Below are 14,001 nucleotides of genomic sequence, written 5' to 3'. Positions count from 1 at the left end.
CAATAAAGTAATCGGACATTTCCTATACAAGAGCTAATTTTAAAGTCATATGCTCTCTAGTTAAGTCATCCGAATTCCCCAATGATATCTGAACTATTGAATGAGCTGTTATCCGTTAACTTATTTTTTATCAATTTTCTAGATTTCGCATTTTGATGCTGAAAAGTCAATCAAGTAATCGAAAGGATGAGTATAGATGAATCAATTAATCAAACATTGGAAGATACTCACTGCCCTGCTAATCATCAGTATCGCTAGCTTTCTCTACTTTGTTCAACGTTCTGAAGGGATCGAGATTAAAACATCGCAAGAGATACCTGAATCAATTACCATTACTAGACATTATTCAGATAGCGAAGTTGTTCTTTATGAAAACTCTCTCGTAACGAATGACAAACAAGAGCTTGTTGCTTCTAATGGCGGAGAAAGTCGAATCTCCCTTACGTTTGGTAATCAGACAAAGGATATTATTGGTTATCTTGATACAAGTGTCGGAGACTATTATCTAAGAATTACAGTTGTTTCTTTTGATGAAGATTCTGGTGAAGCTGTTCTGAAAGTTTATTTCCATGATGGATTGTCTAGAACTGTAGAGCAAGTGATTTTTGATGACATAAAAAATTAATTTGAAAGGAGAATAACCTATGGACAGAGTTGTAACAGCTATTTATCAATGTACAGTAGCACTATTATTTAGCACAACCTTCTTCTTCTTTTCTTATTTGTATCCGCAAATCTTTGGGATTGGTATCATTCTTGTACAAATGACTATTTTTGCACTGATATACGCTTATAAGAAAAATAAACGAATTAATTGACGGATGATTTTATTGTTTAGACTATTTCCAATTAAAAATATTCGTGTTGGCAAAAAGAAATCACCTTTTTTAACAGGAGGAATAATTTTTGGAGGAGCATTTATGAGTTCGAAAGGAAAAGGAATCTTATTTTTTATAGTAGGATTTATTATTCTACTAATTACTCCCTTCATTATTTTTAGTGATGGGGAAATTTGGCGAGTAGCTATATTAGCACTAGTGCGAGCTTTGCAATTAATAACAATCAGTTGGTTATTGTTTGCGTTGGGAATGAAATTTTATTTTAAAGATAAAGAATAATTAACTAAACACACCCCTAAAATCTATTTTCAAACAATGATTTTAGGGTTGTATTTTTTTGTTACTACTAGTAAATTTTCCCCTCAAAAAAGCATGAAGGAATAGAAAGAATGAATTTATTTTACAAAGGTTTAGCTAGAGGGCGAGTTCCGTTTATTATTGTTTTGTGTTTGTCGCTATGGAACTACTTTCAGGAAAGTAATCACACAATTAAAGCGTTGCTTTTTTATGCGGTCATTTTTCTGATTTTACGAGTATTTAGTGTTATCTATGAAATTAAAAGTTGGTCCTATCTAAAACAGATGGTTGTTCATTATCTGATTATGTTACTGACGATCTTCCCGTTCCTATTAGTAAGTGGTTATTATCCAGTGCATTCATTCAAAGACTTAGTCGGAGTATTTATCACTTTCACAACCGTAGGAATAGTACTTTTTGCTATTTCTAGTCTAGTGGCTATGTTCCGCAGGCGTAAACATTAATTTTTACTGTCCAACGATAGATTATTGAATCAATTTTTTTGAGTGTATTTTCGTTTTTGCACTTTTTCTCTTCAATTTTGGTGCATACTTTCTGTTTTTGCACCTTTTCTCCTCAATTTTGGTGCATACTTTCTGTTTTTGCACCATTCTTCCTCAATTTTGGTGCATATTTTCTGTTTTTGCACCTTTTCTCTTCTATTTTGGTGCATACTTTCTGTTTTTGCACCTTTTCTCCTCAATTTTGGTGCATATTTTCTGTTTTTGCACCTTTTCTACTCAATTTTGGTGCATATTTTCTGTTTTTGCACCTTTTCTCCTCAATTTTGGTGCATACTTTCTGTTTTTGCACCTTTTCTCTTCTATTTTGGTGCAATATTCAGCAGTTTGCACCTTTTCTCTTCTATTTTGGTGCAATACTCAGTGGTTTGCACCTTTTTTCGCCGATTTTGGTGCAAAAACCATCACTCACTTGTTTGCGAAGTAATTTCCAACAAAAAAATATCCCCACTCTTGACAAGAGAATGAGGATACTTTTTTTATTGAGTAAATGCTTCTTTTGATTCAAATAAAGGACTTACTGGTTTGTTCTCATGGATACGTTTGATTGCTTCAGCCATCAAATTTCCTACGCTGATTTCATCAATTTTGTCGATTTTGCGTTCATCTGGCAAGTTGATTGAATCTGTGACAACTAGGCGTTCAATTGCTGAGTCAGAAATACGTTCTAGGGCTGGACCAGACAAGACTGGATGTGTACAAGAAGCATAAACGCTTTTCGCACCAGCTGCTTTTAAGGCATTCGCTGCTAAAGTAATTGTACCTGCTGTATCGATGATGTCATCAATTAATACACAAACTTTTCCATCAACACGACCGATGATATTCATGACTTCCGCCACGTTTGCACGAGGACGACGTTTGTCAATGATTGCAATCGGTGCTTTTAAGAATTCTGCTAGTTTACGTGCGCGCGTTACACCACCATGGTCAGGTGAGACAACAACAACGTCATCGCCTTGAATATTATTTTCTAAGAAATAATTAGCGATTAATGGGGCACCCATTAAATGATCCACTGGGATATCAAAGAAACCTTGAATTTGTGATGCATGCAAGTCTAGTGTGACCATACGATTCGCACCCGCTTTTTCAATCATGTTCGCTACTAATTTCGCTGTGATTGGTTCACGAGAGCGTGCTTTACGGTCTTGACGTGCATAACCATAGTAAGGCATAACAACGTTAATTGTTTTTGCACTGGCACGTTTTAAAGCATCAATCATAATTAATAGCTCCATAATGTTGTCATTAACTGGGCTACTTGTTGATTGAACGATATACACATGGTCACCACGAATACTTTCTTCAATGTTGACTTGAATTTCGCCATCACTGAATTGTTTCACTGAACACTGTCCTAATTCTACACCTACTGCTGCAGCGATTTTTTCCGCTAATGGACGATTAGAGTTTAGCGCAAAAATCTTTAATTTTGGATCAAAATATTGATTCGACATGAGAACCTCCACTTTCTTTACATTCCGACTAGTAAAAAGACTACTATCTACTAGAATCATCTTCCTAGTAAATAGTAGTCATTTTTTCTCAATAAATCAAGCCATTTGAAAAGACTTATTGATTATATGGCATTTTTTTTGCATATTTTTCTTTATTTACTTGTCTTGCACGGGCAATTGCTAAAGAATCTTCTGGCACATCTTCGGTAATTGTCGAACCTGCAGCAATACAACTATTTTTTTCAACTGTTACTGGCGCAATAATATTTACACCAGAACCGACGAAACTATGGTCGCCAATCACTGTACGATGCTTATTTTTTCCATCATAATTGACAAAAACTGTTCCACAGCCAACATTAATATCTTTGCCTAATGTTGCATCGCCAACATAAGTTAAATGACCCACTTTTGTGCCTTCACCAATAATCGCATTTTTCACTTCGACAAAATTGCCGATATGGGCATCAGCTAAAATTTCAGCTTTTGGACGTAAATGCGCATACGGACCAACATCTGCACCAGAATGAACGATACTTTCTTCTACTACAGAAGATTTAATAACCACATTATCTTCAATCACACTATCCACGATTTGAGAATTAGCAGTAATGACGCAATTTCCACCAATCACTGTGTCACCTTTTAGGTAAACACCTGGTTCAATCACTGTTTCAGCACCAATTTTAACACCTGCATCAATATAAGTAGCGGCAGGATCAACAAAAGTCACACCGTTCACCATGTGTTGATGGTTGATACGTGTGCGCATTAAGCGGTTGGCTTCTGACAAGGCAACACGATCATTAACGCCTAAAGATTCGTTAAAATCATTGGTCTGATAAGCCGCCACATTACGACCATCAGCTTTCAAAATTTCAATGATATCTGTTAAATAATATTCCCCTTGCGCATTATCGGTATTTAGATTTTCCAAAGCATCGAACAATAATTCATTATCAAAGCAATACGTTCCAGTATTGATTTCTTTAACTTGTGCTTCTTCCGAGCTTGCATCTTTTTGTTCAACAATTCGATCAACGATACCAATATGGTCACGGATAATTCGTCCATAACCTGTTGGATCTTCCGCATGAGCCGTCAAAATCGTCGCTGACACGCCTTTACCTTGATGATAGTCAAATAGGTTATCCAAAGTTTCTGTAGTCAATAGTGGCGTATCTCCGCTGATAACTAAAGTCGTTCCTTTTTTCCCTTTTAAAAAATCGACAGCTTGTAAGACAGCATGACCTGTTCCCAATTGTTCTGCCTGCAAAGCATACTGACTGCGTTCGCCTAATTGTCCTTTGACTTTATCTGCACCATGCCCGACAATCGTCACGATTTCACTTGGTTCCGTCTCTTCTACTCGATTAATAATATGTTCTACCATTGGTTTGCCGCAAACAGGATGCAATACTTTATAAAGAGTTGATTTCATACGTGTCCCTTTACCTGCTGCTAAGATAATTGCGTAACGTGCTTCCACGCGCTTCACTCCATTCGCTTTTTGCTTTTTTTAGTGTAGCCCAATTTACCGAACATTTCAACTATATACGAGAAGTTGTATGAAGCAAAATTGCTGTACCTACCGATATAGAGAAATTAAGTTTTTCTGATTACCAGGAACAGAAAGAAAAAGAAGCAGAAAAAAGTATTGTAGGCAAATGTCCTAAGTGTGGCAACAATATTGTATTAAAAAAATCGTTTTATGGTTGTTCAAATTATCCTGAATGTAAGTTTACTTTAGCTGAACATTTTAGAAAGAAAAAACTCACCAAAACGAATGTAAAAGAATTACTGGAGGGAAAAGAAACTCTGGTAAAAGGAATCAAAAACAAAGAGAAAAAGCCCTACAATGCCGTTGTGAAAATTGGGGAAAAGGGATATATTGATTTTATATCTTTCTCAAAATAAACATAAAAGCCCTTTAAAGTTGAATCGCCAACCGCTTTTTTACTTGGTGGGCAACCAGGGTCAGGGAAAACCAGTTTGCGATCAGCAATTTTTGAAGAAACACAAGGGAATGTTATTGTCATTGATAATGATACCTTTAAACAACAGCACCCTAATTTTGATGAACTAGTGAAACTTTATGAAAAAGACGTAGTAAAACACGTTACCCCTTATTCTAATCGCATGACAGAAGCGATCATAAGCCGTTTGAGCGATAAAGGGTATAATTTGGTGATCGAAGGTACAGGACGAACAACAGACGTTCCTATTCAAACCGCAACAATGCTTCAAGCCAAAGGTTATGAAACAAAAATGTATGTCATGGCAGTACCTAAAATCAACTCATATTTAGGAACAATTGAACGATATGAAACCATGTATGCAGATGATCCAATGACAGCCAGGGCAACACCAAAACAAGCGCATGATATTGTTGTCAAAAACTTTACCGACCAATTTAGAAACCCTTCATAAAACGGGCTTATTTAGAGATATAAGGCTTTACAATAGAGAAGGAGTGAAACTCTATTCAAGCTTAGAAACGCCTTCCATTAGTCCGAAAGAGACCTTAGAAAGAGAATTAAATCGTAAAGTATCAGGGAAAGAAATTCAACCGACTTTGGAGAGAATAGAGCAAAAAATGGTTCAAAATCAACACCAAGAAACCCCTGAATTTAAAGCAATTCAACAAAAAATGGAAAGCTTGCAGCCACCTACACCACCAATACCCAAAACACCTAAACTTCCAGGGATTTAAACCTTAAAAAGGAAAAGAGTAGTTACCAAAAAACGGTAACTACTCTTTTTTTATAAAAACATTTCCTCATGTTTTAAAAGCTGATCGAGAAATAAAGCACACAACGGTATTCTTTCTTTTTTCAGTTGGTACATTTTGCAGTCTGTAACGTGTCATTTACTGTTTGTTACCTTAACATATCCAGTCGAAAACACAAGGGTATATAAACGAGCAAGCTCGCCCTTGTGTTTTCTTTGTGTCTATGTTGCGTACTCGTCACAGCAAACGACACGAACACACTGGCGAAAATGAACCAACAAAACGAAAAAAGAAAGGAGCATACACTGTAATTTATTTCTAGCTTTTAAAACATGAGGAAAACAGCTTCACTTCTTCAAACGCCTAACAAAAATGGTTGTCAAAAAGCCAAAAATCAAAAAGAAAAGGAATGATAAAAATGAAATACATTAAAAACGTTGAAACATTGGAAGAATTGAAAAAAGCCTACAAAAAGTTAGCTTTGAAGTTACACCCCGATTGTGGCGGGAATGAAGAAGAAATGAAAATTTTGAACAATGAATATGACGAACTTTTTAAAAAATTGAAAAATACTCACAAGAACAAAGAGGGTGAAACTTACACCAAAGAAACAACAGAAACACCCGAACAGTTTAAGGATATTATTAATAAATTGTTCAATCTAAAAATGGACGGCGTAGCAATCGAAGTAGTAGGAACATTTATATGGCTAACAGGTAATACAAAACCATATAATGAAGATATAAAAGCCCTAGAATTCCGATATTCACCTAAAAAATATGCTTGGTATAAAGCCCCTAAAGATTACAAAAAAAGAAGCCATAAAAACTATCGGAAAAATGAAAGTTTTACCAAAAACAGGCGAAAAAGAGACTATTGCATTATCTGTCTTAGGTGGTTTTCTGGTGTTAGGGTCAGGTGTAATTTTAAGAAAACGAGTGTAAATGAAAAAGCATAATATAGAGGTTGCTTCTCTATACTATGCTTTTTTGTAGGCAATATTATTTGTTAGACAGAAAATATTTAATACCTGACGCAACTAACAGTCCAGCAACTAAACATACTAGTATAATCGAACCAAAAAATATTATGCTAGCTCGTATTTCTTCATTTGAAAAATAGTAGAGAAAGGCAGTTCCTATTAAAAGGATGATAATAAGTAATAACCAAATTGTCTTATTATTCATTATGAATCCTCCTTTCAAATTCTTCTAAGTATACTTTTACATACTCTAAATTGTCGTTGATTTCGATAAATGAAGGTACTTCTGTTACTTGAAAATCGGCTAATTCCTTCTTATCTTCAGAAGTTAATAAATCTGTATCCACATAAAAGATTTTTATAGGTGAACTTTTTATAGCTTCTTCATTTTCTATTATTAATTTTCTGCAATATATGCAAGTAGCTCTTCCAAAGTATATTAGTTCATTATTTTGAGTTGGTTCTGTAATGTCTTTAAATTTGACTAGATCAATTTTTTCTACATTATCGTTCTCTAGTGCCTTTTCGTATAAATCAATTTCTTTTTCGATTATTGTTTGCTCAAAACTAGAACTACTCGAATTTTCAGAACTACTTTTTGTACCATTGTCTGAAGGGGAATTACATGCTGAAAAAATGGGTATTAAAACCAATAAGATCAAGAAATGTTTATAGGTAGTCATTTGCTTCACAGAATGATTTGATTGGTCCATATTTTTTAAATTTCTTACAGCCAGCTGACATACCCCATTTAGTGAAAGCGGTAGTTATTTCAGTAACAACTGCTGTACCAGCAATGACCCCAACCGCCTTAATAGCTAGTATTAGTAGAGCGGGTAATGCAAAGGTTGTAATAGTACCTTGTTTTGATTCGTTTGCTAAAGCTTCTACTTTTTCCCATTCTTCACCAGATTTTTCAGCATTTGCATATTGATCTTCTGTAAAGACACCATCAGTTACAATATCATAACTTAGAATCCATTTTTGACTAGCATAGTCGTATTCTGAATACTCTGTAATTTGATTAAGAACCACTTCAAATTCTTCTTGATCAATTTGATCTAATTTTTGATAGATATCCTCCTTTTCAGAAGCAAAAGCATTTACAGTTGGTAGTAATATGTTAGAAAATAAACATGCTACCAAAGCAATTATAATTGCTTTAAAAAATTTTTTGTTACTCACTTTTTGTTCCATTTTAATTCCTTCTTTCTTTTTTTATTTTTTTTACATGCTCATATTACCCTGTGTAGTTGTTGATATACTAGCAATCCTTAATGGCAATAGCGCAATTTCTGATTGCTAAACGGATTTAAACACCGTATTATTAAATATATATACTTTTAAGGAGATTTTATTTTGGAAATTGGTGATCGAATAAAAAATGAAAGAAAAAAAAGAAATATCTCACAACAGCAACTTGCTGATTATCTAAATATTTCAAGACAAGCCGTTTCGAGATGGGAAAATAATATATCTTTACCAGACTTGAATACCCTAGTTCTAATTGCTAAGTATTTTGACCTTAAATTGGAATATTTTACTGAAGATATTATTTTAGAACGAACAGAGGAATCAAAAGAAGAATTGATAGAAGAATTAAAAGGAGAACCCGAAAAAGAGCTAGAGAAAACAGAAGAAAAAAGTGTTCGAGAAAAAACAATTGAAAAAGCAACACCTTATATTCTTGTATTAACGGCTATTGTAACGATGATTTTGTTATTACCGTCTAAGGTTAAGGTACCTGTATTATTTTTTGGATTGCTATTCATAATCTTTTTTGTTTCTTGTCTACTTATTTATTATATTATTAAAAACTATTTATCACAGAATTAAGAAGGATAATTAAGAGCCATCATTAATGAAATAGTGATGATTTACAGCGATTTTAGCAGATAACTACCCACAAAAAAGTTTGAAAATCGCTTAGAATGCTTGTGTGAGAACCAAATAAATGCCATTTTTATTTTATGTACCAGGTGTGAATATAGGGTATGGTTAGCCTAAGTGTAAAATTTATTGAGGTAGAAGATTAGACGAATAAAAAAGAAACCGTTACTCTAGTAATTAGGCTGGCAGGCACTACTTACAAGAGGCGGTTTCTTATGGATATCATTGTAACAGATTTAGTGAAAGTAATGAAGGATGAAGAAGTATCCGCAAAATTGAAAGAGGAAGGTTTCCAAGTAGATCGAAAAAGTCAACGAACAGTGACCTTCCTTTTTGGTTCCATATCTTATGTCAGACGAAGAATGAAAAATAAAGCCGGCGACATTCGGTACCCTCTGGATGAATTTTTAGGGATACTCAAAGGTATTCGCTATAGTTCACTCGTTTTAAGAAATGTCTCAGAGTTAGGTTCAATGATGGTGTATCGTCATGTCGCACAAGCCATTGATTGCTTAACGACTTGGAGTATGAGTCATCAAAATGTCCAACAATTAGTGGTAAAAACAGGAAAAATTGTCCAAAAAAGAAGTACCCATGAAAGTCGATATGAGGGAATAACACAAAAGAAAAAAGTGCGGTATCTTTATTTAGAAGGAGATGGTGTCTTGATTCGAGGACAGAAAAAACAACGGCTAGAAATTCATCGATTCCAAGTAAGTGAAGGTAGCCAAGTGACAGGCAACCGCTCACAGTTAATCTGCCCCTATTTTGTCAGTCATTTGAATCGAAAGAGCGCACAAAAAGAAATGATGAACTATCTTCAAGCAACCTACGATTTATCGGATACCGTGGTCATTTCTAACAGTGACGGTGGTTCTGGCTATGAAAAAGAAGTGTTTGATGAACTTTCTTTGGGTTGTTTCCGTCACGAACATTTCCGAGATAGCTACCATGTCCATCAAAAAATAAAAGAGCGACTAAACTTTGTTTCTCCCAAACTACAAAATAAATTAATTGAAGCGATCCGCTTGTATGAGAATGAAACGGTTCGTGCGTGTTTAGATACGGCAGAAAGTCTGATTGAAGAACGAGAAGAAACTTATTTGGAACAGGTGCGCTTATTAAGAGGGTATCTTACACGAAATTGGGTGTATGTAAAATCCCTCGAACAAAGAGGGATCCACGATTCGAATCAAAGTATTGGTACGATTGAAAGTACGCATCGCAAAATGACGTATCGAATGAAGCGTCAAGGTCGTTTATGGAGTAAAGCAGGTGCGGCAGCCATGATTCGTGTGATTGATAGCTTGAGAAATCAAGAGATGGCGACTTGGTTAAATCAATATGAAGAAGTCTCTGATGATGAAGTAGAACGGCAGAAACAATGGAAAGCTATGAAACGAAAAGTTCAAAAAACACCGCCTTTTCGCTCACATGAAGGGGTGTTTAAAGGAATTATCGGTCAAGGGCTGGCGAAGAGCGAGCCGATTGGTCAACTATCAAAAGAACTCAACCAATTAAACATGACTCCTAGTTATTTCTGATGGAAAATTTTTCCATCAGAAATAACTAGGCAAACCGAACGCAAGTGAGGTACTACCAACAAAATTTAAGTGAAGTCAGCTACTTTTTTATACAACCTCAAAAAACTTGACACATACCGAGAAGTTGGAGGTATACCAATTATTTTTCAAGGGAAAAAAGATAGAATAAATACCTCAATTATTCTCAAGTAATTGTCGCAAAACATATTTATAAGTTGAACTAAAAAGAGTGAACTGTTTCCCTTCCTTCACACTCATTAAATACTGACTGTCTTCCCAAGTAAAACCATACTCTCTAATTTCTATCGTGCCTGAATCTGCGGTAGGAATTAATTCTTCGTGCTCTTCTATACGATAGATCTTCACTGTTGCTAAAGTTTCTTCTTCAATTTCTAGAAGGAAACGATAAACAAGCGGATTTCTCAATAATTTTCTATCAGAAAACGCGATTGATTTCACTAGATGTCCATAAATATCCCGTAATTCGTCAAAGGAATCATCTGTCTGAACAAAATACTCTACCTCGACACCCTCTTGATTTTCAACAATAATGTTATCCACGTACTGTAAATGTTCCAAGATATAGACCGCTTGTCTCGTATTTCGTTTACGTAGGTAAAAGAAACCACCCAAACCTAACATTACAACCAACAATACAGCTAAACTTACTTTTTTAAACATAGAACCTCCTTTTTGTGATAAATTTTCGGTTACAATACTCCTTGTTCAATTTTCCGTAAATCACTATCTTTGGAAAAAGATACCGAGGCACATACCAATCGTGTCTTGCTTTTTGAAACCAAACAAGCTGTCGATACAATTGACAAAAAAGTCTATACCGTCAACAACCAACCAGAAAAATAATACTTTTATCCCACTGAAATCGAGACAGAAATGGCGCAAGTCATGGACTTACAGCCAAGTACGATTTCCTTACAACAGCTTCCCTTAGAGTTGTTGTACGAACAAATTTATTATAACGAAATAAACGCATGAGTTGGCTCATGCGTTTGTTTTATTCTAAAAAAATGGGAAATAGCCACTTTTTGTTAAATAATTTGAAGAATTTTAGCAGAACACTCTTTTTTTGTTAAATAATCGATAGCTTTTTAACAGAAACTGCGGTCTTTGTTAAATAATCGGCAGCTTTTTAACAGAAACTACAATCTTTGTTAGATAATCTAAAATTTTTTAACAAAAATAATTCACAGTTGGCTATTCTATTAGTCTGCAAAGAATCGAGCGACTCGGCTTGTGCAGCTTCCACACTATCTGAAGCATGGACAGCATTTCGTGTTTGACTAAGTGCCAAATTGCCTCGAATCGTTCCCGGTTGTGCTTCTAATGGGTTGGTTGCTCCCATCAAATGTCGAACTCTAGCAATCGCATTGTTTCCCGATAAAACCATCACAACAACAGGGGCTTCCGTCATATAATTGCATAATTCTGGAAAGAAGGATCTACCAATTAAGTGTTGATAATGCTCTTCGATTAATTCTGGTGATAGTCGTTTCATTTCCATCCATTGAATGGACAAATTTGCATCTTCAAAGCGTTGAACCAAGCGCCAACTAAATGCCGTTTCACGCCATCCGGTTTGATAATTGCTAACGTTTGTTCACTCATTTTGCAACACTCCTTTGCGTATAGCCTTATTTTAACGGATAGGAAGAGAAAAACCAATGACTCTTTAAAGCTTAATCCAATACCGACAAACCCACTTCTGACTTTCTTTATTAAAAACCTTGTTTTCTAACTTTCCACCATTATTTTCAATGATTTTTGCTGAAGCAAGATTTGACTCATCGCAAGTAATCAGTACTCGATCAAATCCAAAATCTTTCATTTTTTCCAACGTTAAATCCAATAAAAGTGATCCATATCCGTTTTGACGCTCACTGGGCGCAATCGAATAACCAATATGCCCTCATTTCAATCGTTGGTTCTATCAGTTTCATTTGATGATTATTCTTATACAATTCAATACCTCCGTTTAAAATAAATCTTTATACTTACTCTACTACATCCATCCGTAAAATGACACTAAACAAATATCTCTGCTATCTACAGATTTCACTGATTTGTGTTACCATTAACTTGAAACAATACTTATTTTGTTGGAGGTTTTCACATGAATAAATTTTTAACTGATGTAGATTCTAAGTTTTCGCGCTCCGCTTACTTTTGGACCAACTTGTCCTTTATTTTTTCGATTACTTATTTTGGTTTTCGCTTGTTGTACATACTTTTTAACTTAAGTGATATTTTTGACTCTTTTCATGCAGAGATGTTATTAGAAATTTTTACGGCTATTTTACCTATCTTTTTGACGATTCAAGTTTATTTTTTCCTACGTTTAATCATTCGTACTTGTGAAAATATCGCTAAAATAAAATTCGTACAAATTCAGGAAACCGCTAAAAGAGAGGGAGAGGTTTAAACATAATGAAGATTATTACTGTCTGTGGTAGCTTGCGATTTCAACAGGAAATGATGGAAATAATGGAAAAAATGGATTTACAAGGACACTGTATACTTAGTCCTGTTTATCCTACTAGGGAAAATAAAGATGATTATACAGAAGAAGAAATAAACGTATTCGACCGCATGCACAAAGAACGCATCAAGATGTCCGATGCTATTTTAGTCGTGGATGTGGATCATTACATTGGAAAGAGTACCCAGTCCGAGATTGCTTTTGCAAAATCATTGGGTAAGGAAATTATTTATTATACGGATATAGTTTAGTTTGCAACGAGGTTATTTTTAAAAAACAAATCAAAAGAGGGAACAAGCTTCATTTTAGCTTGTTCCCTCTTTAAGAATTATTCTTCTTCGAAATAATTTCCTGGTACAACGGAAATTGTTTTTGTTTGAGTGTTTACATCTTCTACAAATAATAAAGAATTGTAATCTGTGACTGCTCGTTCTCCACGGAATTTTGCTTCCGCAAAAACAGTCACGCCAACAAGCTCTGCCTCAAATTCTTCAATCAAACCTTGCATGCCGTTGATGGTGCCGCCACCTTTCATAAAGTCGTCAACCACTAAGACACGTGAGCCACGTTTTAAACTACGCTTGGATAATTCCATTTTTTCAATGCGTTCAGATGAACCTGAAACGTAATTCACACTAACTGTTGAGCCTTCTGTAATTTTAGAATCACGACGAACAATGACAAAAGGAACGTTTAAGTAAGAAGAAACTGCTTGTGCAATCGGCACACCTTTTGTTGCCACAGTCATAACCGCATCAATTTTCTTCCCTAGATATTTAGAAGCAATGATTCTGCCTACTTGGCGTAATAATTCTGGTTCTCCTAGCAAATCAGAGAGATAGACATACCCACCAGGAAGCAAACGATTTTGTTCTGATAAACGCTCAGATAATGCCAACACATATTCCTTTGACTCTTCTTTTGAAATCATTGGAACAAAAATAACCCCACCTGCAGCTCCAGGGATGGTATCTAATAAACCTGTTCCTCTTTCTTTAAATGTCTTTTTAATAATTGCTAAATCCTCACTGATAGATGATTTGGCTGACTCATAACGCTTGGCAAAAAAAGTCAACGAAATCAACTCGTGGGGATGATCTAACAAATAATGGGTCATATCAATCAATCGCTCACTACGACGAACTTTCACGCACTCCAACTCCTTCTTCTAAATTCTTTCCCCTTATTATAAAGCTTTTCCGATTATTTTTCGAGTATTTTGTAACTTTTATCGAAAATT

General features: G+C 35.0%; 18 protein-coding genes and 2 pseudogenes. 11 read left to right on the top strand and 9 right to left on the bottom strand.

The window, feature by feature from the left end:
* Positions 1 to 196 precede the first annotated feature (196 nt).
* The 4 genes from AC4BBX_RS09375 to AC4BBX_RS09360 all read left to right on the top strand — a co-directional run bounded on the left by AC4BBX_RS09375 (position 197) and on the right by AC4BBX_RS09360 (position 1,600).
* Positions 197 to 625, top strand: a complete 429-nt coding sequence (locus AC4BBX_RS09375) for a hypothetical protein (RefSeq protein WP_490453591.1) — start codon at positions 197 to 199, stop codon at positions 623 to 625.
* 19 nt (positions 626 to 644) lie between these two features.
* The gene (locus tag AC4BBX_RS09370; RefSeq protein WP_490453590.1) at positions 645 to 818 is read left to right on the top strand and encodes a hypothetical protein; all 174 of its coding nucleotides are present in this window, start codon (positions 645 to 647) and stop codon (positions 816 to 818) included.
* A gap of 102 nt (positions 819 to 920) precedes the next feature.
* The gene (locus tag AC4BBX_RS09365; RefSeq protein ID WP_490453589.1) at positions 921 to 1,118 is read left to right on the top strand and encodes a hypothetical protein; all 198 of its coding nucleotides are present in this window, start codon (positions 921 to 923) and stop codon (positions 1,116 to 1,118) included.
* A 110-nt stretch (positions 1,119 to 1,228) separates the two neighbouring features.
* Entirely contained in the window at positions 1,229 to 1,600 is a 372-nt protein-coding gene (locus tag AC4BBX_RS09360; RefSeq protein ID WP_490453588.1) for a DUF3021 family protein, read from the top strand.
* 536 nt (positions 1,601 to 2,136) lie between these two features.
* Here the strand turns inward: AC4BBX_RS09360 and AC4BBX_RS09355 are convergent.
* Together AC4BBX_RS09355 and glmU are read right to left on the bottom strand one after the other, a co-directional pair.
* On the bottom strand, positions 2,137 to 3,117 hold the full coding sequence (locus AC4BBX_RS09355) for a ribose-phosphate diphosphokinase (RefSeq protein ID WP_490453587.1): 981 nt from the start codon (positions 3,115 to 3,117) through the stop codon (positions 2,137 to 2,139).
* 115 nt (positions 3,118 to 3,232) lie between these two features.
* Entirely contained in the window at positions 3,233 to 4,606 is a 1,374-nt protein-coding gene (gene glmU / locus AC4BBX_RS09350) for a bifunctional UDP-N-acetylglucosamine diphosphorylase/glucosamine-1-phosphate N-acetyltransferase GlmU (RefSeq protein ID WP_490453586.1), read from the bottom strand.
* A gap of 92 nt (positions 4,607 to 4,698) precedes the next feature.
* Here glmU and AC4BBX_RS09345 point away from each other — a divergent pair.
* The 3 genes and pseudogenes from AC4BBX_RS09345 to AC4BBX_RS09335 all read left to right on the top strand — a co-directional run.
* Positions 4,699 to 5,034, top strand: a pseudogene (locus AC4BBX_RS09345) (topoisomerase C-terminal repeat-containing protein); the annotation flags it as partial.
* A gap of 18 nt (positions 5,035 to 5,052) precedes the next feature.
* Positions 5,053 to 5,830, top strand: a pseudogene (locus tag AC4BBX_RS09340) (zeta toxin family protein); the annotation flags it as partial.
* Positions 5,831 to 6,266: 436 nt separating this feature from the next.
* Complete coding sequence (locus AC4BBX_RS09335; RefSeq protein ID WP_490453585.1) at positions 6,267 to 6,806, top strand: DnaJ domain-containing protein; 540 nt, start codon at positions 6,267 to 6,269, stop codon at positions 6,804 to 6,806.
* A 43-nt stretch (positions 6,807 to 6,849) separates the two neighbouring features.
* Here AC4BBX_RS09335 and AC4BBX_RS09330 read toward each other — a convergent pair whose 3' ends face one another.
* From AC4BBX_RS09330 to AC4BBX_RS09320, 3 genes are read right to left on the bottom strand one after another with little or no spacing between them, the layout of a single operon-like run.
* Positions 6,850 to 7,035, bottom strand: coding sequence for a hypothetical protein (locus AC4BBX_RS09330; RefSeq protein ID WP_490453584.1), 186 nt, complete (start codon positions 7,033 to 7,035; stop codon positions 6,850 to 6,852).
* Positions 7,028 to 7,513 (bottom strand): thioredoxin domain-containing protein, encoded by a 486-nt coding sequence (locus AC4BBX_RS09325; RefSeq protein ID WP_490453583.1) that lies wholly within the window; start codon positions 7,511 to 7,513, stop codon positions 7,028 to 7,030. The genes AC4BBX_RS09330 and AC4BBX_RS09325 overlap by 8 nt, the downstream gene beginning before the upstream one ends.
* Entirely contained in the window at positions 7,500 to 8,027 is a 528-nt protein-coding gene (locus tag AC4BBX_RS09320) for a hypothetical protein (RefSeq protein ID WP_490453582.1), read from the bottom strand. The genes AC4BBX_RS09325 and AC4BBX_RS09320 overlap by 14 nt, the downstream gene beginning before the upstream one ends.
* Before the next feature lie 162 nt (positions 8,028 to 8,189).
* Between AC4BBX_RS09320 and AC4BBX_RS09315 the strand changes: the two genes are divergently transcribed.
* Both AC4BBX_RS09315 and AC4BBX_RS09310 read left to right on the top strand, forming a co-directional pair.
* Positions 8,190 to 8,666 (top strand): helix-turn-helix domain-containing protein, encoded by a 477-nt coding sequence (locus AC4BBX_RS09315; RefSeq protein ID WP_490453581.1) that lies wholly within the window; start codon positions 8,190 to 8,192, stop codon positions 8,664 to 8,666.
* Between the two features lie 269 nt (positions 8,667 to 8,935).
* Complete coding sequence (locus AC4BBX_RS09310) at positions 8,936 to 10,264, top strand: ISLre2 family transposase (protein WP_490453580.1); 1,329 nt, start codon at positions 8,936 to 8,938, stop codon at positions 10,262 to 10,264.
* A gap of 174 nt (positions 10,265 to 10,438) precedes the next feature.
* Here the strand turns inward: AC4BBX_RS09310 and AC4BBX_RS09305 are convergent, their stop codons facing one another.
* The 3 genes from AC4BBX_RS09305 to AC4BBX_RS09295 form a co-directional block, all read right to left on the bottom strand.
* A complete protein-coding gene (locus tag AC4BBX_RS09305; RefSeq protein ID WP_490453579.1) occupies positions 10,439 to 10,945 on the bottom strand; it encodes a hypothetical protein in 507 nt (168 codons plus the stop codon).
* A 469-nt stretch (positions 10,946 to 11,414) separates the two neighbouring features.
* The gene (locus AC4BBX_RS09300; RefSeq protein WP_490453578.1) at positions 11,415 to 11,780 is read right to left on the bottom strand and encodes a nucleoside-diphosphate kinase; all 366 of its coding nucleotides are present in this window, start codon (positions 11,778 to 11,780) and stop codon (positions 11,415 to 11,417) included.
* A 174-nt stretch (positions 11,781 to 11,954) separates the two neighbouring features.
* Positions 11,955 to 12,185, bottom strand: a complete 231-nt coding sequence (locus tag AC4BBX_RS09295) for a GNAT family N-acetyltransferase (protein WP_490455799.1) — start codon at positions 12,183 to 12,185, stop codon at positions 11,955 to 11,957.
* Between the two features lie 210 nt (positions 12,186 to 12,395).
* Here AC4BBX_RS09295 and AC4BBX_RS09290 point away from each other — a divergent pair, with 210 nt between their 5' ends.
* Positions 12,396 to 12,704, top strand: a complete 309-nt coding sequence (locus AC4BBX_RS09290; protein WP_490453577.1) for a hypothetical protein — start codon at positions 12,396 to 12,398, stop codon at positions 12,702 to 12,704.
* Between the two features lie 5 nt (positions 12,705 to 12,709).
* The gene (locus tag AC4BBX_RS09285) at positions 12,710 to 13,012 is read left to right on the top strand and encodes a hypothetical protein (RefSeq protein ID WP_490453576.1); all 303 of its coding nucleotides are present in this window, start codon (positions 12,710 to 12,712) and stop codon (positions 13,010 to 13,012) included.
* Positions 13,013 to 13,089: 77 nt separating this feature from the next.
* Here the strand turns inward: AC4BBX_RS09285 and purR are convergent, their stop codons facing one another.
* Positions 13,090 to 13,911, bottom strand: a complete 822-nt coding sequence (purR, locus tag AC4BBX_RS09280; protein ID WP_490453575.1) for a pur operon repressor — start codon at positions 13,909 to 13,911, stop codon at positions 13,090 to 13,092.
* Between the last annotated feature and the right edge of the window lie 90 nt (positions 13,912 to 14,001).

The sequence above is a fragment of the Enterococcus sp. AMC1157 genome (genome assembly GCF_058216555.1).
This window is presented reverse-complemented; position numbering and strand designations above follow the sequence as displayed.

What these genes read in the sequence shown, in the direction of transcription:
- AC4BBX_RS09355 (WP_490453587.1), bottom strand. Translation starts at nt 3,117, where the DNA reads ATGTCGAATCAATATTTTGATCCAAAATTAAAGATTTTTGCGCTAAAC.
- AC4BBX_RS09310 (WP_490453580.1), top strand. Translation starts at nt 8,936, where the DNA reads ATGGATATCATTGTAACAGATTTAGTGAAAGTAATGAAGGATGAAGAA.
- AC4BBX_RS09360 (WP_490453588.1), top strand. Translation starts at nt 1,229, where the DNA reads ATGAATTTATTTTACAAAGGTTTAGCTAGAGGGCGAGTTCCGTTTATT.
- AC4BBX_RS09370 (WP_490453590.1), top strand. Translation starts at nt 645, where the DNA reads ATGGACAGAGTTGTAACAGCTATTTATCAATGTACAGTAGCACTATTA.
- AC4BBX_RS09330 (WP_490453584.1), bottom strand. Translation starts at nt 7,035, where the DNA reads ATGAATAATAAGACAATTTGGTTATTACTTATTATCATCCTTTTAATA.
- AC4BBX_RS09300 (WP_490453578.1), bottom strand. Translation starts at nt 11,780, where the DNA reads ATGAAACGACTATCACCAGAATTAATCGAAGAGCATTATCAACACTTA.
- AC4BBX_RS09325 (WP_490453583.1), bottom strand. Translation starts at nt 7,513, where the DNA reads ATGACTACCTATAAACATTTCTTGATCTTATTGGTTTTAATACCCATT.
- AC4BBX_RS09365 (WP_490453589.1), top strand. Translation starts at nt 921, where the DNA reads ATGAGTTCGAAAGGAAAAGGAATCTTATTTTTTATAGTAGGATTTATT.
- AC4BBX_RS09375 (WP_490453591.1), top strand. Translation starts at nt 197, where the DNA reads ATGAATCAATTAATCAAACATTGGAAGATACTCACTGCCCTGCTAATC.
- AC4BBX_RS09290 (WP_490453577.1), top strand. Translation starts at nt 12,396, where the DNA reads ATGAATAAATTTTTAACTGATGTAGATTCTAAGTTTTCGCGCTCCGCT.
- AC4BBX_RS09335 (WP_490453585.1), top strand. Translation starts at nt 6,267, where the DNA reads ATGAAATACATTAAAAACGTTGAAACATTGGAAGAATTGAAAAAAGCC.
- AC4BBX_RS09320 (WP_490453582.1), bottom strand. Translation starts at nt 8,027, where the DNA reads ATGGAACAAAAAGTGAGTAACAAAAAATTTTTTAAAGCAATTATAATT.
- AC4BBX_RS09285 (WP_490453576.1), top strand. Translation starts at nt 12,710, where the DNA reads ATGAAGATTATTACTGTCTGTGGTAGCTTGCGATTTCAACAGGAAATG.
- AC4BBX_RS09305 (WP_490453579.1), bottom strand. Translation starts at nt 10,945, where the DNA reads ATGTTTAAAAAAGTAAGTTTAGCTGTATTGTTGGTTGTAATGTTAGGT.